Consider the following 22,085-nt stretch of genomic DNA (forward strand, 5'->3'; position numbering starts at 1 on the left):
CGGCATTATCGACTGATATCTGTCGATCCTATGCCGCCTTAGTTTCACCCAGTTGCAGCCAGAGATCGACCAGGGCCTTGAATTTTCCGGCCATGTCGGCGATCGCCTGGTCGTCGCTCATCGTGCCGCCGAGCCAGGCCCGGCCGGCATCGGCGAAAATCGTTCGGCCGACGGCAAAGCCCCGGACCGTCTTCGAAGTGCGGGCGGCTGCAAAGCCGTCCTTGAGCTGCTCATAGGGCGCTTCGAGGCCCAAGAGCACCACGCCGCGGCAGAGCGGGTCGCGTGCCTCGATGACGGCATCGATCGCTGCCCAGGCGCCGCGGCTCGCCTGCGGCTCGAGCTTCCACCAGTCCGGCTTGAGCCCGGCATCGTAGAGTTCGGTCAGTGCCCGCGGAATGGTCTGGTCGTCGAGCTTGCCGTGCTTGCCGGCAATGATCTCGATCAGGATCTCACGGCCAACCTTGCGCGCCGCTTCGAAGGCGGAGCGGAGCTTTGCCACCTGCTGGGCTTTCAACTCCGCCGGATCGTCCGGGTGGTAGAAGGAGAGCACCTTGATGCAGTGGTCGACCGGCCAGTCGATCAGGCGACTGCCGAGATCCTGGCTGAATTCGAATTGCAGCGGCCGCGAGCCCGGAAGCTCGATCGGTTTGCCGATCCAGAAATCGCGATGGGCGCCGGCGGCGTAAAGCGCGTCGCGGCCGTACTTGTCGTCGATCAGCATGCCGAAGCCGGAGCGGCCGGCCGCGACCTGTGCGGCGGCCTTCACCGCCAGCACCTTGAAGGCGGGAATGCGGTCAAGCAGAGCCTGGTCGCCGGCGGCCATGTCTTCGAGCTGGCTGCGATGATCGATCGCCAGCGCCATCAGAAGCGGGATATCGCGTCGGCGTGTGGTTGCCCAATGAACGTGGTTGATCGCCTCGTCCTTGCGCAGGGCCCGTTCTTTGCTGCCCTTTTCCAGGAAGAACTGCAGTTCCGTCCAGGTCGGGATTTCAGGCGCGCAGAGCAGGCGCGAGACGGCGAAGGCGCCGCAGGCATTGGCCCAGGTGGCAGACGTCGCGTGCGGCTCGTTTTTGAGCCAGCCGCGCAGGAAGCCGGACATGAAGGCGTCGCCGGCGCCGAGCACGTTATAGACCTCGATCGGGAAGCCCTTGCCGACGATGCCGTCTTCGAGGTCGTCGGTGATCGGACCGTCATAGACGATGCAGCCCATCGGTCCGCGCTTGAGCACAATCGTCGCCTTGGAGAGCGAGCGGATCGTCTTCAGCGCCTGGAGCAGGTCACTTTCGCCCGAGGCGATCAGCACTTCCTCTTCCGTGCCGACGATCAGGTCGCAATCGGCAAGAACCGTTTTCAGATGCGCCGAAACGCGATCCGACGCGATATAGCGGCTCTCGCCGGCGTCATGGCCGGCAAGGCCCCAGAGGTTCGGGCGGTAGTCGATGTCGAAGACGACCTTCGCGCCGTTTTCCTTGGCGATGCGGATCGCCTTGCGCTGGGCGGCGTCCGTGTTCGGCTTGGAGAAATGCGTTCCCGAGACGAGCACGGCGCGGGCGGAACGGATGAACTCCTCGGAAACGTCATCTTCGCAAAGCGCGTTGTCGGCGCAGTTGTCGCGATAGAAGAGCAGCGGGAAGGTCTTGTCGTTTTCGACGGCGAGGATCGCGAGCGCCGTCAGCCGCTCCGGATCCGTGACGATGCCGCGCGTTTCGACGCCTTCGCGGATGAGCTGCTCGCGGATGAAGCGGCCCATCTGTTCGTCGCCGACGCGGGTGAGAAGCGCTGACTTCAGGCCCAGGCGGGCGGTGCCGACAGAGATGTTGCAGGGGCAGCCGCCCACTGACTTCGCAAAGCTCGAAACATCTTCAAGCCGCGTGCCGATCTGCTGGCCATAGAGATCGACCGAGGCCCGGCCGATGGTGATCAGGTCGAGCGGCTTTGCTCCCTGTGCCGAAACGTTCTGGCTCACTGCTTCCTCCCCGCGGACACCTTGGCGGGCCCGACCATTTCCGTACTGTGGGTGATGGCCGTATGAAACATAAATTCCGACGTTTCGTCAATATGGAATTTTCATTCTATCTGTTCCGTTTTGCCTAGCCGCCCTCGGCGAGGCGCTGGCGCTTCTCGGCGATGGCGACCGTCAGCGCCATGGCAAACGCCATGCTGGCGGAAAGAGAACGGAAGCCGGCATGGTCGGCCTCGACCAGTTCGAACCAGACCTTCGAGGATTCTGCCAAGGGCGAGAAGGCCGAGTCCGTCAGCGACACGACGGGCACCTTGCGTTCGGCGAGAAGCCGCGCCTGGGCCGCACTTTCGGAGGCGTAGGGCGAGAAGCTGACGGCAAAGGCGGCATCGTTTTTCGTTGCCATCGCCAGCATGTCCTCGTCGATGCCGGCGGCCGTGCCGACGAGCTGGTATTTCACCTTCAGCTTGCCGAAGGCATAGGCCATGTAGCTGGAGATCGGATAGGAGCGGCGCTTGGCGATCAGGTAGACGGTGTCGGCCTTGGCGAGGATATCGACGGCGCGTTCGAAGGCTTCAGGATCCACCGAGGAGGCGATGTTGTCGAGCGAGCGGTGGGCGGCAGCGACGAAGCCGTTGAAGATCGAACCGCTTTCGAGCTTGCTGTGGTCGTTGGCGCTGAGCGCCTTCAGCCGGTCCTCATAGCCGGGCGTGCGCTCACGCAGCCGGGCGCGAAAGATCTGCTGCAGGCTGGAAAAGCCCTCGAAGCCGAAATGCTGGGCGAAGCGCACCAGCGTCGACGGCTGCACTTCGGCGGAAGTCGCGATGCTCGCTGCCGTGCCGAAGGCGATTTCGTCGGGATTGTCGAGCGAATAGGCGGCAACCTGGCGCAGCCGTTTCGGCAGCTCCGCCTTGCGTTCCAGAATGGCGGCTTTCAGCGCCTCGAAATCCTGCGGCACCTCTGTCGTCGTTTCCGGCATGGCCATGTCTCGCTCGTCTCCCTCGATGTCAGTCTGGCTTTCGGCCTCACCCTAATCGATTAGTCGGGAACGGGATAGAACAGGCATTCTATTTTTCTCGGAGCATGTCCAGGAAAAGTGCGAAGCGGATTTCCGTCCGGAATGCGCACCAAAACAGAGAGCATGTCCAGGAAAAGTGCGAAGCTGTTTTGCGTCCGGAAATGCGCAGCAAGACGGGCGGCATTTCCAGGAAAAGTGCGTAGCGGTTTAGCGTCCCGACGTGCGAGCAAAAATAGATGGTTTTCCTACGACACGCCGGCCGTCGAAGCCGCCTAGATCCGCACCCATTCGTTTGTCTTGGCCGATTGATAGGTCGCCGAAAGCACCTTCTGCACCTCGTAGCCTTCGCGGAAATCGGTCGAGGGAGACTTGCCGCCGGCGATGGCGTCGAGGAACTCCTTCACCTCGATGGCCTTCAGGTCGTTGAAGCCGATCTGGTGGCCCGGCGCTACGCAGAACGCGCCATAGGGCGGATGTTCCGGTCCGGCCCAGATGGTGCGGAAGCCGCGGGTGCGGATATCATCGCCCGTCTTGTAGAGGCGGATTTCGTTCAGCCGCTCCTGGGTGAAGACGATGCTGCCCTTCGAACCGTAGATCTCGAAATCGTGCTGCATCTTGCGACCGGTCGCGATCCAGCTTGCCTCGAAGCTGCCGGTGGCGCCGTTTTCGAAGCGCACGAAGGCGCGGGTGATGTCGTCGACCTCGACGGCGCGGGTTTCGCTGGAGCCAGCGGAAACCGGGCGTTCCGGGATCTGGATGATGGTTTCGGCAAGCACCTGTTTGATCGGGCCGACGAGGTGGCGCATGGAGGCGATAATGTGGCTGCCGATGTCGGCAAGCGCACCGCCGCCGCTGGCCGGGTTCAGGCGCCAGCCCCACGGAACCTGCGCGTCGGCCATGAAGTCTTCCGCATGGATGCCGCGCATCGAGCGGATCTCGCCGATCTCGCCGCTTTCGATGATGTCCTTGGCAAGGAAGATCAGTGGGTTCTTCAGATAGTTGAAGCCGACCTGGGTCACGACGCCCGCCTTCTCGGCCGCCTCAACCATCTCGCGGCATTCCGCAACGGTCGGCGCCAGCGGCTTTTCACAATAGACGTGCTTGCCATGGGCGATCGCCGCAAGCGCCATCTCCTTGTGCAAAAGGTTCGGCGTGGTGATGTCGATGATGTCGATATCCGGATCGGTCAAGAGCTCGCGCCAGTCGGCGGTCGCCTTGCGGAAGCCCAGTTGACCGCGGGCGCGTTCGGCACTCTCGACGGTCACGTCGGCGACCGAAACCAGATCGAGCTCGAAGGGCAGGTCGAAGACCCGCGCGGCAATGGTGAAGCCGAGCGCATGGGCCTTGCCCATGAAGCCCGTGCCGATCAGGCCGATGCCGAGTTTGCGCTTTCTGCCCATGCTGAATTCCTCCCTGGCGGCGCTGTCGTGTTGGTCTGAAATGAAATGAATTTTGCAAGTTTTGTCAATATGGAATGTTTGTTCGAAATGCTACGGCGATACCGACGTTGTGCCGTTTGAAACAGCCAAAACTGTGCGTTCCGGTTAGCTTCACCTTGACGAAGGGGGAATGTGTTAACGCATTTTTACCATGTTCCGTTGGAACATCGCGTTTCGTCATGGTTAACGAATCGCTCCGCAGTGAACGGAGCGGAGCTGGAGTGAAATCAGCATGTGCCGCTGGGCAGCCTATCGCGGGGAGCCGCTGTATCTCGAGGAACTGGTGACCTCTCCGGCGCACTCGCTGATCGAACAGTCCCATTGCGCGACACGGGCCAAGACCGCCACCAACGGCGACGGCTTCGGCATCGCCTGGTACGGCGACCATCCCGAGCCGGGGCGCTACCGCGATATCCTGCCGGCCTGGTCCGACTGCAACTTGAAGAGCATCGCACGGCAGATCCGCTCGCCGCTCTTCCTCGCCCATGTGCGCGCCGCGACCGGCGGCGGAACCAGGCGCGACAACTGTCATCCCTTCGTCTTCGGCCGCTGGTCCTTCATGCACAACGGCCAGATCGGCGACTTCGAGCATCTGCGCCGTCCGATGGAGAGCATGCTCGACAATGACCTCTATTCGGCGCGCACCGGCACGACGGATTCGGAGCTCCTGTTTCTTCTCGCCATGCAGTTCGGGCTCGACCGCGATCCGCTCGGCGCGATCGCCGAGGCGCTCGCCTTTATCGAACAGCTTGCCGAGCATCTGGAGCGCCAGGTGCTGGTGCGCTTCACCGCAGCTTTCTCCGACGGCCAGGATCTCTACGCTGTGCGCTACGCCTCCGACTGGAAGGCGCCGACGCTCTATGCCGCACCGATGGGCCCGAGCGGTGGCTATTGCCTTGTCTCCGAACCGCTCAACGACGACGACAGTGCCTGGGTCGAAATCCCCGACGGCACCGCGGTCATCGTCGGCGAAAACGGAGTCGATGTTCGGCTGTTTTCGACCAAGGGCACGCCGGTCAGATCTCGCCAGATGGCCTGAGCCGGCGGCGCTTTCGACTTCGACGAGGACGCCGCGCCCCTCATCCGGCTGCCGCCACCTCCTCCCCGCAGGCAGGGAGAAGGGACGCGTGGCGCTCGCTCGTCCACGACTGGCTCTTCGAGAAAGCGACCGATTATCATCGTTCTCGAGGTTAGACGGGAGAGGCTAAGCCCGCAGCCAACGGGACGCGATATCGCGTGTGCCGCGTCCCCTCGCCCCGCTTGCGGGGAGAGGGCTCGGGTGAGGGGCATTTGCCATGAGATCGATTGTTTAGCGCGCCAGCTGCTCGGCAATCATCGCCGCCAGCTTTTCCGCCACCGCGTCCTTGTCCATCTCTGGCCAGTCGTCATTGCCGGCATGTGAGATCAGCTTCACCTTATTGCGGTCGCCGCCCATGATGCCGGTTGCCGGCGAGACGTCGTTGGCGAGGATGAAGTCGGCGCCCTTTCGCTCGAGCTTGGCGCGGCCGTTGTCGGCGACGTTTTCGGTCTCGGCGGCAAAGCCGATGACGAGCTTTGGCCGTTTCGCATGGTGGCCGACCGTCTTCAGGATATCGGGGTTTTCAGCAAGCTGCAGCGGCGGCGGCGCCTCGCCCGGCTTCTTCTTGATCTTGTTGCCGGCGGCCGTCGCCACCCGCCAGTCGGCAACGGCGGCGACCATGACGGCGACATCGGCGGGAAGGGCGGCAAGCACCGCATCGCGCATCTCTTCGGCCCGCTCCACATGCACGACTTTCACACCAACCGGATCCGGGATCGTCACGGGGCCGGAGACCAGCGTGACGTCGGCGCCGAGCTTTGCTAGTGCCGCGGCGATCGCATGGCCCTGCTTGCCGGAGGAGCGATTGGCAATGTAGCGCACCGGGTCGATCGGCTCATGCGTCGGCCCTGAGGTGACGACGACGCTGCGCCCGGCAAGCGGTTTTGGCGCGCCTAAGAGCAGGTCTTCAACGGCCGCGACGATTGCCAGCGGCTCACTCATGCGGCCTTCGCCGGCCTCGCCGCTTTCGGCCATTTCGCCCGCTTCCGGGCCGATGAAGCGGAGGCCGTCCCTGGCAAGCGTCGCCCGGTTGCGGCGCGTCGCCGGATGCGCCCACATTTTCGGGTTCATCGCCGGCGCAACCAGGACAGGGCGGTCCGTTGCCAACAGAATGGTCGAGGCGAGATCGTCCGCATGGCCGTTCGCCATCTTCGCCATCAGGTCGGCGGTCGCGGGTGCCACGACGATCAGATCGCATTCGCGCGCCAGCCGAATATGGCCGACGTCCTGCTCGTCCTCGCGCGAAAACAGGTCGAGATAGACATGCGAGGCCGAAAGCGCGCCGACGGCAAGCGGCGTCACGAACTGCTGTGCGCCCGATGTCATGACCGGCCGCACGCTTGCGCCGCGCTCCCTGAGGCGCCGGATGAGATCGAGGCTCTTATAGGCCGCGATGCCGCCGGAGATGATGAGGAGAATACGCTTGCCCGACAGTGTCATTTGCACCCGGCCCTTCGGCCGTCCTCTCGCCCGGCATGGGCTGCCGAGCCTACGCGATACCAGAATAGTCCAGGCGACCGGCCTCACCGACGCCTTTGATGTCGAACCTACTTGAGCGATCTGCCGGGCGCAACGTGTCCGGAGGGGCCGGCATGTCGAGGGGGCGGAACAAAAGCTGCGCCGCTTGCGTCAACCGGGGCAGTGGCTGTTGCCGAAGCCTGATAATGCGGTTAATCCGCTCTCAATCCGCGGGGGCTAAGCTTCTTCCATGCGAATAAATGCGATCACAAACTGGGCCTATGGCGTGACCGTCCTTCTGACGGGGCTTTCCGGTGCCGCCTTCATCCTGTCGACCGACAGCGCGATCAAGGAACGCCAAGCGGTTGAGCAGCATCTGGTGCTTGATACACTCGGCGAAGAGCTTGCGCTCGGGGCTGAAACGCGAAGTGACGAGGCACGTCTTTATGTGATGCGCGGCGACGAGCGCCATCTCGAAGCCTTCCACCGCGCCGAGGAAGAAGAACGCCGCCGCGAGGAGGCGACCAAGACCGCGACCAATCTTGGCGCGACGCCGGCGGAGATCGCCGCCTTGCAGGATATCGTTCGCGAGGCGGAAGCGCTCGACAAGGTCGAGGTTGCCGCCATCGATGCCTATCAGAAGGGTGACCGCGCCGGCGCGCAGGAAAAGCTCTTTGGGCCCGAGCACGAGCGTCTGCAGACCGCCCTTCTTGAGACGGTGGCGCGGTTTAGGGACCTGACCAACGTCCGCACCGGCGCGGCCCTCAACGAGGCGCAGGAGCGCAGCGATTGGTATGCGGCCGCCGCCAAGACGATGCTCGGCATCACCGCCGCCCTGTTCCTGAGCGTGCTCTATTTCATCCTCAAGCGCCGCGTCGCCATGCCGCTTACCCGCATGAGCGGTATAGTCACAAGACTTGCCGAGCAGGATTACGCCGTGGAAGTCCCGCTCGATCGCCGCAGCGACGAGATCGGCGAGATGAACAAGGCGATCCATATCTTCCGCGAAAACGGCCTGGAGCGGGACCGTCTGGACGCGGAGCGGCGGCTGGACCAGCAGACCAAGGATCTCATCCTGCAGATGATGCACCGGCTGCAGGCCTGCCAGAGCCAGGACGAACTGGCCGAGGTCGTCGCCCGTTTCGCGCCGCAGGTCTTTCCCAACCTCGCCGGCCATCTCTATGTGCTCAACGACAGCCGGACGCTCCTGTCGCGCGTCGGTACCTGGCTCGATCCGCAGCACTCGGCGCCGACGTTTCCGTCCAGCGCCTGCTGGGGGCTCCGCCGCGGCCGGCCGCATGTCAGCAACCGTGGCCACAGCGACATCGCCTGCCAGCACCTCGACGATGAAGGCGTGATCGGCCTCTGCGTGCCGCTGACGGCCCAGGGCGACACGATCGGGCTCCTCTACTTCGAGGAACGGTTTGAGGAGCAATTCGCGGTCGAGGCGTCGCGCCTCTATCTCGAACTGATCGCCGAAAACATCGGGCTTGCCGTCGCCAATCTTCAGCTGCGCGAGAAGCTTACCAATCTCGCCGTCCGCGATGCGTTGACGGGCCTGCTCAACCGGCGCTGCCTCGATGAGGCGCTGAACCGGCAGCCGCGCGGGCAGGCCGGCAAGCCGCTCAGCTGCCTCATGATCGACATCGACCACTTCAAGCGCTTCAACGATGAGTTCGGCCACGATGCCGGCGACGTCGTCATGCAGTATGTCGCGCAGATCATCGTCGACACGGTCGGCGATGCCGGCAGTGCCTACCGTTTCGGCGGCGAGGAGTTCACCGTGCTCATGCCCGACGCCGGCGAAGCCGCGGGCTTCGAGCTTGCCGAGCGGTTGAGGACGCGGATCGGCACGACGCCGCTGTCGCATCGCGGCCGGATTCTGGGCACGGTTTCGGTCTCGGTCGGCGTTGCCTCGGCGCCGGACGATGGGCCTGTAGCCACGCTCCTGACCCGGGCCGATGCCGCTCTTCTCGACTCCAAGAACCACGGCCGAAACCGGAGCGTGCGGGCCTCCGGGCTCGTCTTCGGCGACGACGAGGTGCAGCGCAGCCTCGCCTGATCCCCTGGCCCCCGCAGGTCTGTATCGAAGGGCCTGCCTTGAAACGGGCGCATTCGATGCTATCTATGACCGCGATAGAAATTTGAACAGGATACACGCATCGATGGATTTCACCCTGACCGCCAAGCCGAACCGTCTTGCCATCAGGGAAAACCGTATCCATGCCTGCTTCGATTTCACTCTCCCGTATTTCGTGGTCCGCGCCTGAGGGCCGAAGCCTCCTTTCCGATCTCGACCTGAGCTTTGGTCCCGTTCGCACCGGCCTTGTCGGTCGCAATGGCGTGGGAAAATCCACCCTGCTGCGACTGGTCGAGGGAACGCTGGCGCCGCAGGCCGGCAAGGTCAGCGTCGTCGGTAGCCTCGGCGTGCTCAGCCAGACCGTTCAGGTCGCGGCCGACGAGACCGTCGCCAATCTCTTCGGCGTCACCGACGCGCTTGCGGTTCTGCAGAAAGCAGAAGAGGGGGGCGCCACCATGGACGAGCTGGCTTCCGCCGACTGGACGCTGGAGGCCCGCATGGAGGAAGCGCTGGCGCGCGTCGGTCTGGACGCTTCGGCGGAAACGCGCCTTGCCGCCTTGTCCGGCGGGCAGATGACCCGCGTGAAGCTTGCCGCGCTCGTCTTCAAGGAGCCTGACTTCATCCTGCTCGACGAACCCACCAACAATCTCGACCGCGAGGGGCGGGCGGCCGTCGCTGCGCTGATGGCGGGCTGGCGCGGCGGCGCCATCGTCGTCAGCCATGATCGCGAACTCCTGGAAGAGATGGACGCAATCGTCGAACTGACAACGCTCGGCGCCACCACCTACGGCGGCAATTGGAGCCACTATCGTGAACGCAAGGCGATCGAGCTGGCGTCTGCTCGCCACGATCTCGCCGATGCCGAGCGGCGTCTGGCCGAGGTCGAGCGCAAGACCCAGGAGACGGCCGAACGCAAGGCGCGCAAGGATGCCGCCGGCCGCCGCAAGCGCGCCAAGGGCGACGAACCGCTGCTCTTGCTCGACGCCAGGAAGGAGCGTAGCGAAAAGACCGGCGGCGACAATGCCCGCCTTGCGGACCGGCGACGGGACCAGGCGGTCGGCGATCTCGTCGAAGCGCGCGAGCGCATCGAAATCCTGCAGCCGCTGACTGTTCGCCTGCCGCCGACCGGACTGCCTGCCGGTCGCAGTGTCCTGCAGGTCGATAACGTCGGCGTCGGCTATGAACGGGGGAAGCCGGTCGTCGACCGGCTGTCGCTCTCGATCGTCGGGCCGGAGCGCGTTGCGCTTACCGGCCGCAACGGTTCGGGCAAGACGACCCTGCTGTCGCTGCTGACGGGTGATCTACAGCCATGGTCCGGCAGCGTGCGCCTGCTGGTCGATCACGCCATGCTCGACCAAAAGGTAAGCCTGCTCGATCCCGCGCTCTCTATCCGCGACAATTTTCGGGGTCTCAATCCTGATGCCAGCGAGAACGATTGCCGGGCAGCGCTCGCCCGCTTCATGTTCCGGGCCGATGCTGCCCTGCAGGTCGTCTCGAGCCTCAGCGGCGGCCAGATGCTGCGGGCCGGTCTGGCCTGCGTGCTCGGTGGTCGCAATCCGCCGCAGCTCCTGATCCTCGACGAGCCGACCAACCATCTGGATATCGATTCCATCGAGGCGGTCGAGGCGGGGCTCAGGGCCTATGACGGCGCGCTGCTCGTCGTCAGCCACGACTGGGCCTTCCTGGAGGCGATCGGCATCACCAGGCGGATCGAACTTTCCTGACGGGACTATTCCGCCCAGCGCGCGTCGCCGGTAAAGGCGATCGTCAGCCAGCGGTCATGGCCGGGATCACCGATCTCCTCGCCGATCTCGGCGCGGATCCGGTCGAGTTCGGCGAGCGTGCCGACCTTGGTTTCGGGCGTTCCGATCAGATAGACCTCGATCGTCTTGGAGCGCCCGACCTTGGCGACATAGGTGCGGTAATCGGCAAAGCCGTGGCGTGTGACGGCGTTCGCCGCTGCCTGCCGCACGCGCTCGTCAAGCTCGGCGGGTGCGACGAGGAAGATCTCCTTCAGCGCCTGGAAGACCGTGCGGATCGGCAGCGGGATCAGGCAGAGCGTCAGCACGATCAGGATCGCCGGGTCGACATAGGGCGTGACGTACTCGTAGGCCGTTCCCTTCAAGGCGGCGGCGATCGCAAAGGCGACGAGCAGGGCGGAGGTAATCGCGCCGGACATCGCCCAGGCGCGCACGTCGAGCGCCAGGAACTCCGAGCCGATCGGCCGGTTCGCCCGGCGTACATAGAAGAACATGAAGGCGCAGATCACCACGACGACGGCGGCATAGGCGATCGCCCAATCGAAGGCGAGGTGGTTGCCGCCCGACAGAATGGAGCCGACGGCGTTCACCATCGCGTAGAAGGAAAGCAGGGTCAGAAGGCCGGCATTGAAGAGCAGCACCATCGGTTCGATGTGCCAGAAGCCCATCTGGAAGCGTTTGCTCGGCTTCGGGATAAGCTGCGTCACGCCAAGCGCAAGCAGGGTCATGGAGGCGTCGACGGCCGAGAAGACGCCGTCGAACACGATGGAAACCGAGCCCGATAGCAGACCGAAGATAACGCCCGTCACCCCGACGACCACGGTGGCCGCGATCGATTGTTTGAGGACTGTCTGTTCGCTTGGCGCACTCATGATATTGTTTTTACTCCAGTTTTGGCGCGGTGCTTAGGCGTTGGCAGTGTCGAAATGGTGGCAAGACGGGTGGATGGCGCTGCAAGCATAGCGTTTCGGCCCGCCGCAAGACAGCCGCCAGGGCCTGGTCCGGGGCGTGCAGTTGTCTTTCGCCGGTCGTGGGCTCAGAATTGACGAAAGCCCGCGGCAGGAGAATGGGCTATGGAGGGGACATGATCGTCGAGATGCTGCTCGGTGCTCTCTTCGTGTGCGGCACGGTCGCCCTGACGCTTGCTGCGTACTTCCTGATGCGGCTGATCATGGGCGGCGAGGCCGAGGGCCATGAAAAGGAGCTGGCCAGTTCGGTCATCTTCCGGATCTCGGCACTGCATGGCCTGATCCTTGCGCTCGTGTTCGCGCAGGAGATGGTCGAGTACCAGCAGCTCAAATACGAAATGGCGACCGAAGCCGGCGCTATCGCCGACATCTACTATGATGCCGCACGCTACGGCGAAGGCTTCAAGGCACCGATCCAGCAGGCGATCTCCGCCTACGTGTCCCAGGTGATCGACGGCGAGTGGCAGTCATTGGCCGACAAGGGCCGTCTTTCAAATGAGGCCTGGGCGTTCTGGGACAAGGCCTACCAGCATGTGCTGAACCTCGTGCCCGCCGACAAGCGTCAGGAGAGCCTGCGCAGCCAGATGCTGGAGCGGCTGCACGACGTTTCGCAGAGCCGAACCAAGCGGGAAAGCAACGTCGCGGACTCGATCGACAGCATCTTCTGGTTCGCGGCACTCTCCGGCGTGATCTTCATCGCGCTCGCCTACTATGCCTATCCGCCAAGGCGGCGGAACCTGCTGCTGCTCTGCCTATTCGGCGCCTATACCGGCATCATCCTGTTCCTGATCTACGCCTTCTCCAATCCATATCAGCCGCCGGCAGCACTGGCGCCGGGGCCACTCGAACGGGTACAGGAGCAGATCAACGCGTCGCCCGCGACCGGCGGATAACCGGTCTCAAGCGAACTGCCCCAGCCGCAGCAGGTCTCCCGTGGCGGCGCCATCGTCGAGCGCTGTGGTGCGCGCAGCCTCAGGACGCGGCGGCGGCATGGAATGGCCGATCGCAAACAGAAGCGCACCTGCCGCCGCAAATGCCCCGAACAGCAGGAACATGCCGGCGCCGCCGACGGCGCCAAGCGCAAGGCCGCCGGTGAGCGGCCCGAGGAAGTTTCCAAACGTCGAGAGTGAATGGGCACCGAAATAGGTGCCGCGGTTGCCGGCGTTCGAAATTCCGTCGACCAGCACATATTCCGACGGCACGACCAGCACCTCGCCTATGGTGAAAAGGATCATCGAGGCGACGAGCATTTCCATTCCGGACGAGGCGGCAAAGCCGATTTCGCCGATCAGGAACAGCAGGCTGCCAAGCGACAGCGCGTGCAGGGCGCCGATCCGTTCGATGACGAAGCGGGCCGGCGTGCTGGCGACCAGCACCGTTACCGCGTTGGTCGAAACCAGCAGCGCAAAGAGCGTGACGCCGTCCTCAAAGCCGGTATTGAGATACTGCGACAGGGTCACGGACCACTGACCGTGAACGGCGAGAAGCAGCGTGCCGCCGACGACGAAGAAGACCAGGCGCCGGTCACGCAAGGCGGCGACAAGTCCGCGCCAGCCACCGGCACTCCCTGACGTTCGTTCGGTTTCGATAGCCTGCCTGCTGCTCGCCTCCGGTACCGTGAGCAAGAGTACGAGACCGAAGGCTGCGTGGATGACGCCCGCGATGACGAAAAGCGTCACATAGGCAGCGCCGACCCATACGCCGATCAATGGCCCGATCGCCCAGCCGGCATTGATGGCGAGATAACGCCAGGAGAAAACCTTGAGGCGCAGATGTTCAGGCGCCGCATCGCTCATCAAGGCGCGCGCGACCGGTTCAAAAACGGCGGCGGCAACGGCGGAAACGATGTGGGCCAGCGCGAAGGCGGCGATCGATTGTGCCAGTCCGAGCCCGGCCAGCGCCAGTCCGGCCATGAAGAGTGCGACGGTCAACACGCCTTTTCGGCCAATCCGATCGGAGAGCGTGCCGGCGAAGGGGCTGACGATCGCGCCGAGCAGCGGCCCCACGCCGATCAACGCGCCGATGCTGGCAGGGTTGAGGCCGAAGTCACGCTGGAGGCGGATTGCAAGGAAGGTCAGGCTCATGCCCTTGGCGATCGTCACCACACCGGAGCCCGCGATGAGAAGCAGCGCGACGAAGCGGCCGGCTTTTTCGGAATAGGCAGTCATCACGGGCACCTGCTGGCTGGAATCCGCCCGGTCTCCTTAAGAGATGGGGCGGCACAAAAGGAAGAAACGCCTATGCGATTACAGCCGGCACGTGTGTTCGGCAAGGGGCGTCGATTCCCAATGGGGCCCGGAATGAACAGAAAAGCCCGAGGCGGCCGTCGGCCGCCTCGGGTCTATTCGCAACGTGATGGCCGGGCGTTGGCCCGACGACTCAAGTCTTGGCCTGGCGCTCTTGCCAGGCGGCGTAAAGCGGTGTCGTTTGGGCATCGTCGATCGGCACATGGCGGAAGCGCATGGCCTGCTCGGCGAGCGGTTTTGCCAGTTCCGCATAGATCGCTGCGGTCGAGAGGCCAAAGGGTTCGGCGTCGGCATTCGAGTTCGCATAGGCGATCTCGGTGATCCCGGCCATGCGCATGGCCGCCAGGCACATCGGGCAGGGCTGGCCGCTGGCATAGACGGCGGCGCCTTCGAGCCGCGGGGAACGAAGGTTTTGGGCGGCGGAACGCAACGCGTTCAGTTCCGCATGCGAGGTAGGGTCGCCGGATGACAACATCTCGTTGACGCCGCGACCGACGATCTCGCCATCCTTGACGACGACGGCGCCGAAGGGGCGTCCGCCTTTCTCGATGTTGCGGCGGGCAAGCGTTACTGCCTCGGCCAGATAGGTCTGTTCCTGGGTCATGAGAGTTCTTTCTAGCGTGCGCCGGCGTCGGCCAGCAGCCTCTCGATCTTGCCATAGCCGCGCTGGCGGGCATGGGTCAGCGGGCTGACACCCTCGCCATCGGCAAGGTTCACGTCTGCGCCGGCCTTGATCAGCAGGCGTACGATCTCGGTGTGCTTTTCACCGCCACTGCCGAGGATGATGGCTTCGAGCAGCGCGGTCCAGCCGAGGCGGTTGACGTGATCGACGTCGATGCCGGCTTCGATCAAGGTCTTGACGGTCTCGACATGGCCGCGCTCGGCGGCCGGGATCAGCGCCGTTCCGCCATAGCGGTTGGTGCTCTTAAGGTCGGCGCCATTGGCAAGCGTCAACTTCAGGATGTCGAGATGCCCCCGCGCGCCGGCATAGAGATAGGGGCTGTCCTGGATCTTGTCCTTGGCGTTGACGTCGGCGCCGGCCTCGATCAGGGCACGCGCCGCATCGACGCGATTTTCATGGGTGGCGGCGAGCAGCGCCGTCGCACCGCTGGCGTCGCGCGCTTCGATGCTCGCGCCTTCCTTGAGCAGCGCCTTGACCTTGTCTGGATCGCCGGTCTCGGCGGCGGAGATCAGCTGGTTTTCAAGCATCGAGGCCCCCACGGTTTGAGGTGCAAGGCTGAAGGCGGCAAGGGATGCGCCGATCAGCGAGCCGAAAAGTCTTGGTCGCATTTGTTCTTTCCGATCATGCGGGCCGGCCGAATGGGCCGGTCGATCGCAATGGTTCCGGTTAAGGGCGGACGAGGAAACCTTGAAAGGGCTCCATCCGTGCCGCTCTTGCTCATCGCAATCTCGTGCTTACTTGAGCCGATCCGTGACCTTTTCAAGGGCGCAAGACACGCGTCGCCGCCGAACCTCTCCCGCGCCCGGCGTGGCCCTCCCGTGTGCGACCATAGGCAGTGCCGCATTCATTTGGAAATTAAATGTATGAATGCTATCAAGTGGAAATATGAATGCTCAACCTTTCGATCTGGATCTGCTGAAAGCCTTCGCGGCGGTGGCCGATTGCGGCGGTTTCACCGCTGCGGCCGGCCGGCTCAATTCCACCCAGTCGACCGTCAGCCAGAAAGTCCTGCGGCTGGAAGAGCAGGCCGGCCATCGGCTGCTCGAACGCAGCCATCGCCAGGTCCGCCTGACGGAAGCGGGCGAGCAGTTGATCGGCTATGCGCGGCGCATGCTGGCGCTGGACGCGGAAGTGCGGCAGCTTCTCTCGGGCGCATCGGTTGCCGCGACGCTGCGCCTCGGCCTGCCCGAAGACTTTGCCGCCGGCCGCACGACCAGCACACTCGCGGCCTTTGCCCGCCGCCACGAGAATGTCAGGCTCGAAGTGACGAGCGGGCTCAGCCGCGAGCTGCGGTCGCTCTATGATCGCGGCGAGCTCGATATCGTCGTCGTCAAGCAGCGCCGCGGCACGGGCGATGCCGTGAAACAGTGGCAGGAAAGCCTGTGCTGGATCGACAGCGCCGCCCATCCTGTTCTGGCGCTCGATCCTCTGCCGCTCGTCGTCTTTCCGCCGCGCGGCCTCTATCGCGACGACATGGTGGCGGCACTGGATGCCTCAGGGCGACGCTGGCGCGTGAGTTATACCAGTTCCAGCCTCGCTAGCATTCAGTCGGCGGTCGCCGATGGGCTGGGCATCAGCCTGCTGCCGGCCCGCGTCGTCCACGACCGGCACCGGACGGTGGGGCCGCAGCAAGGACTGCCGATGATCGAGACGATGGAGATCGCCCTCTATTACCGGCCCGAGGCCGGCGCGCTGGTCACGCGGTTGGCCGAAGACCTCTCGGCGCTCATCGGCGATGACAGTCGGGACGAGGTATGACGTCGCCTTCGTAGCTCACCCCAATCCGTCGGCGGAAATGTCCAGAACGGTATCAGAGCATCGAGCGGCTGAGGCCGCCATCGATGGGCAGCGCCACGCCGGTGATGTAGCTCGCCTGACGGCCGGCGAGGAAGGCTGCGGCCGCCCCGAATTCCGCCGGCGTGCCGTAGCGGCCGATCGGGATGTCGCGTTGGCTGCGGGCTGCGACCGTCTCGATATCGAGCCCTTCGCTTTCGGCGTCCATCCGGTCGAAGCTGAGCGTGCGGTCTGTGGCAAGCCTTCCGGGCAGAAGCAGGTTCACGGTCACGCCGTCGGCAGCGACCTCGCCGGCGAGCGTCTTCAGCCAGCCGGCAACCGCACTTCTGAGCGCATTCGACGCGGTGAGCCCGACGATCGGTTCGCGGATACTGGTGGAGGCGACGGCGATGATGCGCCCGAACTGGCGTTCCCGCATGCCGGGCAGCAGCCGGCCGGCGATGCGCATGCCGGCCAGCACCATGGTCTCGAATTGCGCCCGCCAGAAGTCCGGTTCGATGACCGAGGCAGGTGAGGGCGGCGGCCCGCCGCCATTCAGCACCAGAATGTCGATCGCGCCGAAATCGGCTTCGAGCTGGTCCAGCAGGCCATCGAGGCTTTCGGGCTTCGAGAGGTCGAGGGCGTAGCCGCGCGCCGAAGGGCTGATGTCGCCTGCCACCTTGGCCGCCGATGTCGCGTCGCGGCCGGTCAGCGCCACGATGACGCCTTCGCCGGCGAGAGTCTCGGCAATACCGCGCCCCAGCCCCTTGCTGCCGCCAAGCACCAGCGCACGTTTTCCAGCGATACCAAGATCCATGACCGACCCTCCTCGATTGCGGAATTCAGAATGGCTTGGCATCCGAGCTACACCAGATTTTCTCGCAGCGGAATCGTTTTGACGTCAGTGGATGTCGGAATGCAAAAGCCCGGCCGCACCGCGGCCGGGCTCTCAAGCGCCCTCCCTCATTCTGTCACTTAGCGGCAGATGCGGATTTTCTTGTAGTAGCGGTTGCCGTAGCTGTCGTAGCGCTTCACCGTCTTCAGGAAGCAATAGGGTTCGTCCTCGTAGTAGTAGGGTCCGCCATAATAGCTGCCGACGTAGCCGACACGGCCGCTCCAGCCATGACCGTAGTAGCCGTTGCCGAAGCCGATCGAAATACCACCGGCCTGCGAAGGTGCTGCAAAGGAGATGGCAGCGGTGATGGCGACAGCGGCTGCGACGATGAACTTGCGCATGATGATCTCTCCTCCGGATGGGTTGGGATGAGCCTTCGTCATCCATGAGACGAAAGTCGCATGAAGCCGAGATATTCGCAGTTCCGGATGGAACAGGATGCTGCCGGCGGTTGCGCTGGATCGCAATCGGCCGGCCACAGTCCGTGCCGGTTGCCGGCCGTTGCGGCCTTCAAGCGGCCTTCGGCGCCGCAGGCTCACGAATGCGGGCCATCGCGAACACGTCGGCCAGCACACCGTTCCTCAGCGCATAGGCCCGGTGCGTACCCTCCATCTCGAAGCCGGCCTTGCGGTAGAGCGCGATCGCGGGCTCGTTGTCGGTAAAGACCGTAAGCTCGATGCGGCTGATGCCGAGCCAGTTATCGGCGGCGTCGATCAGAGCGGTCAGCAGCGACTTACCGATGCCCTCGCCGCGATGGGTGTCGTCGACGCTGATCCCAAGGGCCGCGGAATGATGCCGGCGCCCCTTGCTGCGATGCAGTCCGGCCATGCCGAGGATCCGGTCGGCGCGCTCGGCGACGATGACGACGCTGTCGTCCGAGAGGCTCTCCAACCACTTGCGTGTCTGTTCCGGGGTGGCGAACGGCTGGCGCAGCGTGCCCGAGCGGATGCCCGGCTGGCTCATCAGCGCCGCGATCGCTTCGAAATCGACGACGCGGGCCGCGCGGATGTTGATATCTGAAGGGTCGGTTGCGTCGGTCATTGTTTCCTCTCTTTGGTTCCGAGGAAACAGGTCCCAACCCTGCTCGCCTCGGCAGGGTTGGTGGGGGACATTTCGCTTAAGTCAGCGCAACAGGTCTCCCGCACACCCCTGGGGTATGCGTGCAAAGCACCATGGTGAGAATAGAGCGATTATCCATGCGGGAAGGATAGCAAGCGTGGGTAGAAAGACAAGCCCGCCGCGCCGGTTCGGGCGCGGGCGGGATCAGGTCACCTGCCAGGCGATATAGGCGAGCGTGGCGGCGATGAGCCACAGCGCGATGCGGCCGGAGCGCGTGTGTTTCGCTTCCGCCTTGCCGATCGCATGCGCGGTCTCGGCGTCGAAGCGCAGACCGTTTTCGCTCATCGCCATGATCTCGCTCGAAAACTTCTCCGTGCGGGCGGCGATTTCGGGCGCGGCTTCAGCCAGCCTGAGTGCGGCATGCAGGCCGTCGCGCAAATCGGTGACGATGCGCTTCGGTCCGAGATTGTCGCGGATCCACTTGCCGACGACCGGCTCGGAGGCCTTCCACATGTTGAAGCGCGGATTGAGCGTGCGAGCCACCCCTTCAACGACCACCATGGTCTTCTGCAGCATGACGAGCTCGGGGCGGGTCTGCATGTCGAAGAGCTCAGTGACCTCGAAGAGCAACGTCAGCAGCTTCGCCATCGAAATGGTTTCGGCCGGCTGGCCGTGGATCGGCTCGCCGATCGCGCGGATCGCCTGGGCGAAACTCGCAGCGTCGTGGTGCGAAGGCACATAGCCCGCCTCGAAATGCACGTCGGCCACGCGCTGGTAGTCGCGGGTGATGAAGCCGAAGAGGATCTCGGCCAGGAACCGGCGTTCCTTCTTGCCGAGGCGGCCGACGATGCCCATGTCGACGGCGACGATATGGCCGGCATCGTCGACGAAGAGATTGCCCTGATGCATGTCGGCATGAAAGAAGCCGTCGCGCAGGGTGTGGCGCAGGAAGGACTGGATCAGCACTTCGGCTAGAAGGTTGAGGTCGTGGCCTGCGGCCTTCAAGCCCTCGATGTCCGACATCTTGACGCCGTCGATCCACTCCATGGTGACGACGTCGCGCCCGGTCCGCTCCCAGTCGACCTTCGGCACGCGGAAGCCGGAATCGTCCTTGGTGTTCTCGCCAAGCTCGGAAAGGGCGGCCGCCTCCAGACGAAGATCCATCTCGATCTTCGTCGTCTGTTCCAGCGTCTTGGTCACCTCGACCGGCTTCAGCCGGCGGGTGTAGGGCAGGAAACGCTCCTGCATATGGCTGACGAGATACATCGCCTCGATGTCGGAGGCGAAGCGCTGCCGCACGCCGGGACGGATGACCTTGACCGCGACCTTCTCAGGGCCGCTGTCGCGCATCACGATCGCCGGGTGCACCTGAGCGATCGAGGCCGCGGCCATCGGCTCGGAAAACTCGGCATAGAGATCGTCGACCGTCCGGCCGAGTGATCCCTCGATCGCGGCCTTCGCCTCGTTCTGCGGGAAGGTCGCCATGCGGTCCTGCAACAGCGACAGGTCTGCGGCAAACTCCGCGCCAACGACGTCGGGGCGGGTTGCGAGGAACTGGCCGATCTTCACATAGGAGGGGCCGAGCCGGGCGACGGCGCGCGACAGCCGGTCGCTACGCTCCTCTCCCGGCACTCTGCGCCGCGCCAAAAGTCCGGCCGCCTTCTGGGCGAAACGGGCAAAGGGTGGCAGGTGCTCCGTCGGGACGGCCGAGACGACGCCTTCGCGCACGAGAACCCAGCCGATCCGCGCGAGGCGGATATATGCTCCAGGCGTGCTCATCGGGATCAGATTTTCCAGCCGGAATGCAGCGCTGCGATGCCGCCGGTGTAATTGGTGAAGGAGACGCGCGAGAAGCCCGCTTCCTTGATCATCGTCGCGAAGTCCTTCTGGTTCGGAAACTTGCGGATCGATTCCACCAGATACTGGTAGGGCGCTTCATCGCCGGTGATCAGCTTGCCGAACTTCGGGATCGCGTTGAACGACCAGGCATCATAGAAGCGGTCGAGCAGCGGCATCTCCACTTCGGAGAACTCCAGCACCAGCAACCGGCCGCCGCGCTTCAGCACCCGGTATGCCTCCTTCAGCGCCACGTCGATGCGCGGCACGTTGCGGATGCCGAAGGCAATCGTATAGGCGTCGAAGGTATTGGCCTCGAAAGGCAGGTCCTCGGCATTGGCCTCGACGAAATCGAGGTTGGCGGAGAGCTTCTTCTTCTCGGCCCGCTCGGCGCCGACGGCCAGCATCGAGCCGTTGATGTCGAGCACCGTCGAATGTGCCTTGCGGTCGGAGGCTTCGATGATGCGGAAGGCGATATCGCCGGTGCCGCCGGCAACGTCGAGCGTCCTGTAGCCCTCGCGGCGTGGCGGGTTGAGGGCCGCGATCATCGCATCCTTCCAGGCGCGGTGCAGGCCGGCCGACATCACGTCGTTCATGATGTCGTAACGCTTGGCCACCTTGTGGAAGACGTCGTTGACGAGCGGCTGCTTCTCGCCCGTGCCGACGTTGCGGAAACCGAAAGATGTTTCCATGCCGCCATCGGCCGATACGCGCTGATCCGTCATACGAAGAACTCCACCTGAACCAATTTTTCCGGCACCATAGCGAAAAGGCCCGTCACACGCTATCTCGTGGGCGGGACTGCGGCTGCGGCATAGCGCACCCCTATAGGATAAGAAGGCCGCCAAGGAAATGCCAACCACCGCATCCGGTGGCTGAGATCGAAGGAGTGCGTTCATGCCGGAGTTGCCCGAGGTCGAAACCGTCAAGCGCGGCCTCGCGCCGACCATGGAAGGGGCGCTGCTCGTCAATGCGGAATTGCGCCGTCCGGATCTCAGGTTTCCCTTCCCGGAGAATTTCTCCTCGACCGTTGCCGGCCAGCGCATCGTCTCGCTGTCGCGCCGCGCCAAGTATCTGATGATCGATCTGGAAGCCGGCGACGTGATCATCGCCCATCTGGGCATGTCCGGTTCCTTCCGCATCGAGGTGGGGCCGGCGGCAACAACGCCCGGCGAATTCCACCATCCACGCGGCAAGGATGAAAAGCACGATCACGTCATCTTCCATCTCGACGGTGCGCAAGGCCCGGTGCGGGTGATCTACAACGACCCGCGCCGCTTCGGCTTCATGGACCTTGCTCGCCGCGACACGGTGGCGAGCCACGCCTATTTCCGCGCGCTCGGCGAGGAGCCGACCGGAAACGTGCTCGATGCCGCCTATCTCGCCGCACGCTTTTCCGGCAAGGCGCAACCGCTGAAGGCGGCGTTGCTTGACCAGAAGAACATCGCCGGTCTCGGCAATATCTATGTCTGCGAGGCGCTCTGGCGCTCGCACCTGTCGCCGCTGAAACCGGCCGGCGCGCTCGTCGACAAGCGCGGCAAGCCGAAGGAAGGGCTCGTGCGCCTGACGGATGCGATCCGCGAGGTCATCGCCGATGCCATTGCCGCCGGCGGATCGTCGCTGAAGGACCATATCCAGGCTGACGGCTCGCTCGGCTACTTCCAGCACTCCTTCTCCGTCTATGACCGCGAAGGACAGGCTTGCCGCACGCCCGGCTGCGACGGTACGGTCGCCCGCATCGTGCAGGCGGGACGCTCAACCTTCTATTGCCCGCACTGCCAGAAATGAACGCCAGTCCGTGAGCGGTCTGGTGCATGAACCGGAGGAAACAGA

19 protein-coding genes are annotated in these 22,085 nt (G+C 64.2%); 6 read left to right on the forward strand and 13 right to left on the reverse strand.

Annotation, left to right across the window (positions count from 1 at the left end):
* Window positions 1-28: 28 nt before the first annotated feature.
* The 3 genes from iolC to IB277_RS16340 all read right to left on the reverse strand — a co-directional run bounded on the left by iolC (window position 29) and on the right by IB277_RS16340 (window position 4,378).
* The gene (gene iolC, locus IB277_RS16330; protein WP_090300985.1) at window positions 29-1,966 is read right to left on the reverse strand and encodes a 5-dehydro-2-deoxygluconokinase; all 1,938 of its coding nucleotides are present in this window, start codon (window positions 1,964-1,966) and stop codon (window positions 29-31) included.
* Between the two features lie 124 nt (window positions 1,967-2,090).
* The gene (locus IB277_RS16335; protein WP_060519708.1) at window positions 2,091-2,945 is read right to left on the reverse strand and encodes a MurR/RpiR family transcriptional regulator; all 855 of its coding nucleotides are present in this window, start codon (window positions 2,943-2,945) and stop codon (window positions 2,091-2,093) included.
* A 305-nt stretch (window positions 2,946-3,250) separates the two neighbouring features.
* Entirely contained in the window at window positions 3,251-4,378 is a 1,128-nt protein-coding gene (locus IB277_RS16340) for a Gfo/Idh/MocA family protein (RefSeq protein ID WP_090300982.1), read from the reverse strand.
* A gap of 271 nt (window positions 4,379-4,649) precedes the next feature.
* Here IB277_RS16340 and IB277_RS16345 point away from each other — a divergent pair, with 271 nt between their 5' ends.
* Window positions 4,650-5,456 carry a class II glutamine amidotransferase gene (locus IB277_RS16345; RefSeq protein WP_034797533.1) on the forward strand — a complete coding sequence of 269 codons (807 nt, stop codon included), beginning with the start codon at window positions 4,650-4,652 and terminating at the stop codon, window positions 5,454-5,456.
* Between the two features lie 270 nt (window positions 5,457-5,726).
* Here the strand turns inward: IB277_RS16345 and coaBC are convergent, their stop codons facing one another.
* On the reverse strand, window positions 5,727-6,935 hold the full coding sequence (gene coaBC / locus IB277_RS16350; RefSeq protein ID WP_090300980.1) for a bifunctional phosphopantothenoylcysteine decarboxylase/phosphopantothenate--cysteine ligase CoaBC: 1,209 nt from the start codon (window positions 6,933-6,935) through the stop codon (window positions 5,727-5,729).
* Window positions 6,936-7,203: 268 nt separating this feature from the next.
* On the opposite strand from coaBC, the gene IB277_RS16355 reads away from it, so the two are divergent.
* Both IB277_RS16355 and IB277_RS16360 read left to right on the forward strand, forming a co-directional pair.
* Complete coding sequence (locus IB277_RS16355) at window positions 7,204-9,015, forward strand: diguanylate cyclase (protein WP_110818544.1); 1,812 nt, start codon at window positions 7,204-7,206, stop codon at window positions 9,013-9,015.
* A gap of 161 nt (window positions 9,016-9,176) precedes the next feature.
* The gene (locus tag IB277_RS16360; RefSeq protein ID WP_090300975.1) at window positions 9,177-10,757 is read left to right on the forward strand and encodes an ABC-F family ATP-binding cassette domain-containing protein; all 1,581 of its coding nucleotides are present in this window, start codon (window positions 9,177-9,179) and stop codon (window positions 10,755-10,757) included.
* Between the two features lie 5 nt (window positions 10,758-10,762).
* Here IB277_RS16360 and IB277_RS16365 read toward each other — a convergent pair whose 3' ends face one another.
* Entirely contained in the window at window positions 10,763-11,665 is a 903-nt protein-coding gene (locus IB277_RS16365) for a cation diffusion facilitator family transporter (protein ID WP_034797525.1), read from the reverse strand.
* Window positions 11,666-11,877: 212 nt separating this feature from the next.
* Here IB277_RS16365 and IB277_RS16370 point away from each other — a divergent pair, with 212 nt between their 5' ends.
* The gene (locus IB277_RS16370) at window positions 11,878-12,654 is read left to right on the forward strand and encodes a DUF4239 domain-containing protein (RefSeq protein WP_060519720.1); all 777 of its coding nucleotides are present in this window, start codon (window positions 11,878-11,880) and stop codon (window positions 12,652-12,654) included.
* A 6-nt stretch (window positions 12,655-12,660) separates the two neighbouring features.
* Here IB277_RS16370 and IB277_RS16375 read toward each other — a convergent pair whose 3' ends face one another.
* The 3 genes from IB277_RS16375 to IB277_RS16385 form a co-directional block, all read right to left on the reverse strand.
* On the reverse strand, window positions 12,661-13,929 hold the full coding sequence (locus IB277_RS16375; protein ID WP_060608338.1) for an MFS transporter: 1,269 nt from the start codon (window positions 13,927-13,929) through the stop codon (window positions 12,661-12,663).
* A 211-nt stretch (window positions 13,930-14,140) separates the two neighbouring features.
* Entirely contained in the window at window positions 14,141-14,611 is a 471-nt protein-coding gene (locus IB277_RS16380; protein WP_110818543.1) for a nucleoside deaminase, read from the reverse strand.
* A gap of 11 nt (window positions 14,612-14,622) precedes the next feature.
* Window positions 14,623-15,216, reverse strand: a complete 594-nt coding sequence (locus IB277_RS16385; RefSeq protein ID WP_060608558.1) for an ankyrin repeat domain-containing protein — start codon at window positions 15,214-15,216, stop codon at window positions 14,623-14,625.
* A 358-nt stretch (window positions 15,217-15,574) separates the two neighbouring features.
* Between IB277_RS16385 and IB277_RS16390 the strand changes: the two genes are divergently transcribed.
* Window positions 15,575-16,447, forward strand: a complete 873-nt coding sequence (locus IB277_RS16390; RefSeq protein ID WP_060608333.1) for a LysR family transcriptional regulator — start codon at window positions 15,575-15,577, stop codon at window positions 16,445-16,447.
* A gap of 52 nt (window positions 16,448-16,499) precedes the next feature.
* On the opposite strand, the gene IB277_RS16395 is transcribed toward IB277_RS16390, so the two are convergent.
* From IB277_RS16395 to ubiE, 5 genes are all read right to left on the reverse strand, one after another.
* Entirely contained in the window at window positions 16,500-17,279 is a 780-nt protein-coding gene (locus IB277_RS16395) for an SDR family oxidoreductase (RefSeq protein WP_090300971.1), read from the reverse strand.
* Between the two features lie 158 nt (window positions 17,280-17,437).
* Window positions 17,438-17,698 (reverse strand): hypothetical protein, encoded by a 261-nt coding sequence (locus IB277_RS16400; RefSeq protein WP_034797516.1) that lies wholly within the window; start codon window positions 17,696-17,698, stop codon window positions 17,438-17,440.
* A gap of 169 nt (window positions 17,699-17,867) precedes the next feature.
* Window positions 17,868-18,398: a GNAT family N-acetyltransferase gene (locus IB277_RS16405; protein WP_090300969.1), complete on the reverse strand. Its 531-nt coding sequence runs from the start codon at window positions 18,396-18,398 to the stop codon at window positions 17,868-17,870.
* 222 nt (window positions 18,399-18,620) lie between these two features.
* Entirely contained in the window at window positions 18,621-20,195 is a 1,575-nt protein-coding gene (gene ubiB / locus IB277_RS16410) for a 2-polyprenylphenol 6-hydroxylase (protein WP_090300967.1), read from the reverse strand.
* A 5-nt stretch (window positions 20,196-20,200) separates the two neighbouring features.
* The gene (ubiE, locus tag IB277_RS16415; protein WP_034797505.1) at window positions 20,201-20,977 is read right to left on the reverse strand and encodes a bifunctional demethylmenaquinone methyltransferase/2-methoxy-6-polyprenyl-1,4-benzoquinol methylase UbiE; all 777 of its coding nucleotides are present in this window, start codon (window positions 20,975-20,977) and stop codon (window positions 20,201-20,203) included.
* Window positions 20,978-21,149: 172 nt separating this feature from the next.
* On the opposite strand from ubiE, the gene mutM reads away from it, so the two are divergent.
* Entirely contained in the window at window positions 21,150-22,040 is an 891-nt protein-coding gene (gene mutM, locus IB277_RS16420; protein ID WP_034797500.1) for a bifunctional DNA-formamidopyrimidine glycosylase/DNA-(apurinic or apyrimidinic site) lyase, read from the forward strand.
* Window positions 22,041-22,085 lie beyond the last annotated feature (45 nt).

It is taken from the genome of Ensifer sp. ENS07, assembly GCF_014852185.1.
Lineage (GTDB): Bacteria > Pseudomonadota > Alphaproteobacteria > Rhizobiales > Rhizobiaceae > Ensifer > Ensifer adhaerens.

Coding starts and splice junctions, on each gene's coding strand:
- IB277_RS16335 (WP_060519708.1), bottom strand. CDS start 2,945: ATGGCCATGCCGGAAACGACGACAGAGGTGCCGCAGGATTTCGAGGCG.
- IB277_RS16340 (WP_090300982.1), bottom strand. CDS start 4,378: ATGGGCAGAAAGCGCAAACTCGGCATCGGCCTGATCGGCACGGGCTTC.
- IB277_RS16345 (WP_034797533.1), top strand. CDS start 4,650: ATGTGCCGCTGGGCAGCCTATCGCGGGGAGCCGCTGTATCTCGAGGAA.
- coaBC (WP_090300980.1), bottom strand. CDS start 6,935: ATGACACTGTCGGGCAAGCGTATTCTCCTCATCATCTCCGGCGGCATC.
- IB277_RS16355 (WP_110818544.1), top strand. CDS start 7,204: ATGCGAATAAATGCGATCACAAACTGGGCCTATGGCGTGACCGTCCTT.
- IB277_RS16360 (WP_090300975.1), top strand. CDS start 9,177: ATGCCTGCTTCGATTTCACTCTCCCGTATTTCGTGGTCCGCGCCTGAG.
- IB277_RS16365 (WP_034797525.1), bottom strand. CDS start 11,665: ATGAGTGCGCCAAGCGAACAGACAGTCCTCAAACAATCGATCGCGGCC.
- IB277_RS16370 (WP_060519720.1), top strand. CDS start 11,878: ATGATCGTCGAGATGCTGCTCGGTGCTCTCTTCGTGTGCGGCACGGTC.
- IB277_RS16375 (WP_060608338.1), bottom strand. CDS start 13,929: ATGACTGCCTATTCCGAAAAAGCCGGCCGCTTCGTCGCGCTGCTTCTC.
- IB277_RS16380 (WP_110818543.1), bottom strand. CDS start 14,611: ATGACCCAGGAACAGACCTATCTGGCCGAGGCAGTAACGCTTGCCCGC.
- IB277_RS16385 (WP_060608558.1), bottom strand. CDS start 15,216: ATGCTTGAAAACCAGCTGATCTCCGCCGCCGAGACCGGCGATCCAGAC.
- IB277_RS16390 (WP_060608333.1), top strand. CDS start 15,575: ATGAATGCTCAACCTTTCGATCTGGATCTGCTGAAAGCCTTCGCGGCG.
- IB277_RS16395 (WP_090300971.1), bottom strand. CDS start 17,279: ATGGATCTTGGTATCGCTGGAAAACGTGCGCTGGTGCTTGGCGGCAGC.
- IB277_RS16400 (WP_034797516.1), bottom strand. CDS start 17,698: ATGCGCAAGTTCATCGTCGCAGCCGCTGTCGCCATCACCGCTGCCATC.
- IB277_RS16405 (WP_090300969.1), bottom strand. CDS start 18,398: ATGACCGACGCAACCGACCCTTCAGATATCAACATCCGCGCGGCCCGC.
- ubiB (WP_090300967.1), bottom strand. CDS start 20,195: ATGAGCACGCCTGGAGCATATATCCGCCTCGCGCGGATCGGCTGGGTT.
- ubiE (WP_034797505.1), bottom strand. CDS start 20,977: ATGACGGATCAGCGCGTATCGGCCGATGGCGGCATGGAAACATCTTTC.
- mutM (WP_034797500.1), top strand. CDS start 21,150: ATGCCGGAGTTGCCCGAGGTCGAAACCGTCAAGCGCGGCCTCGCGCCG.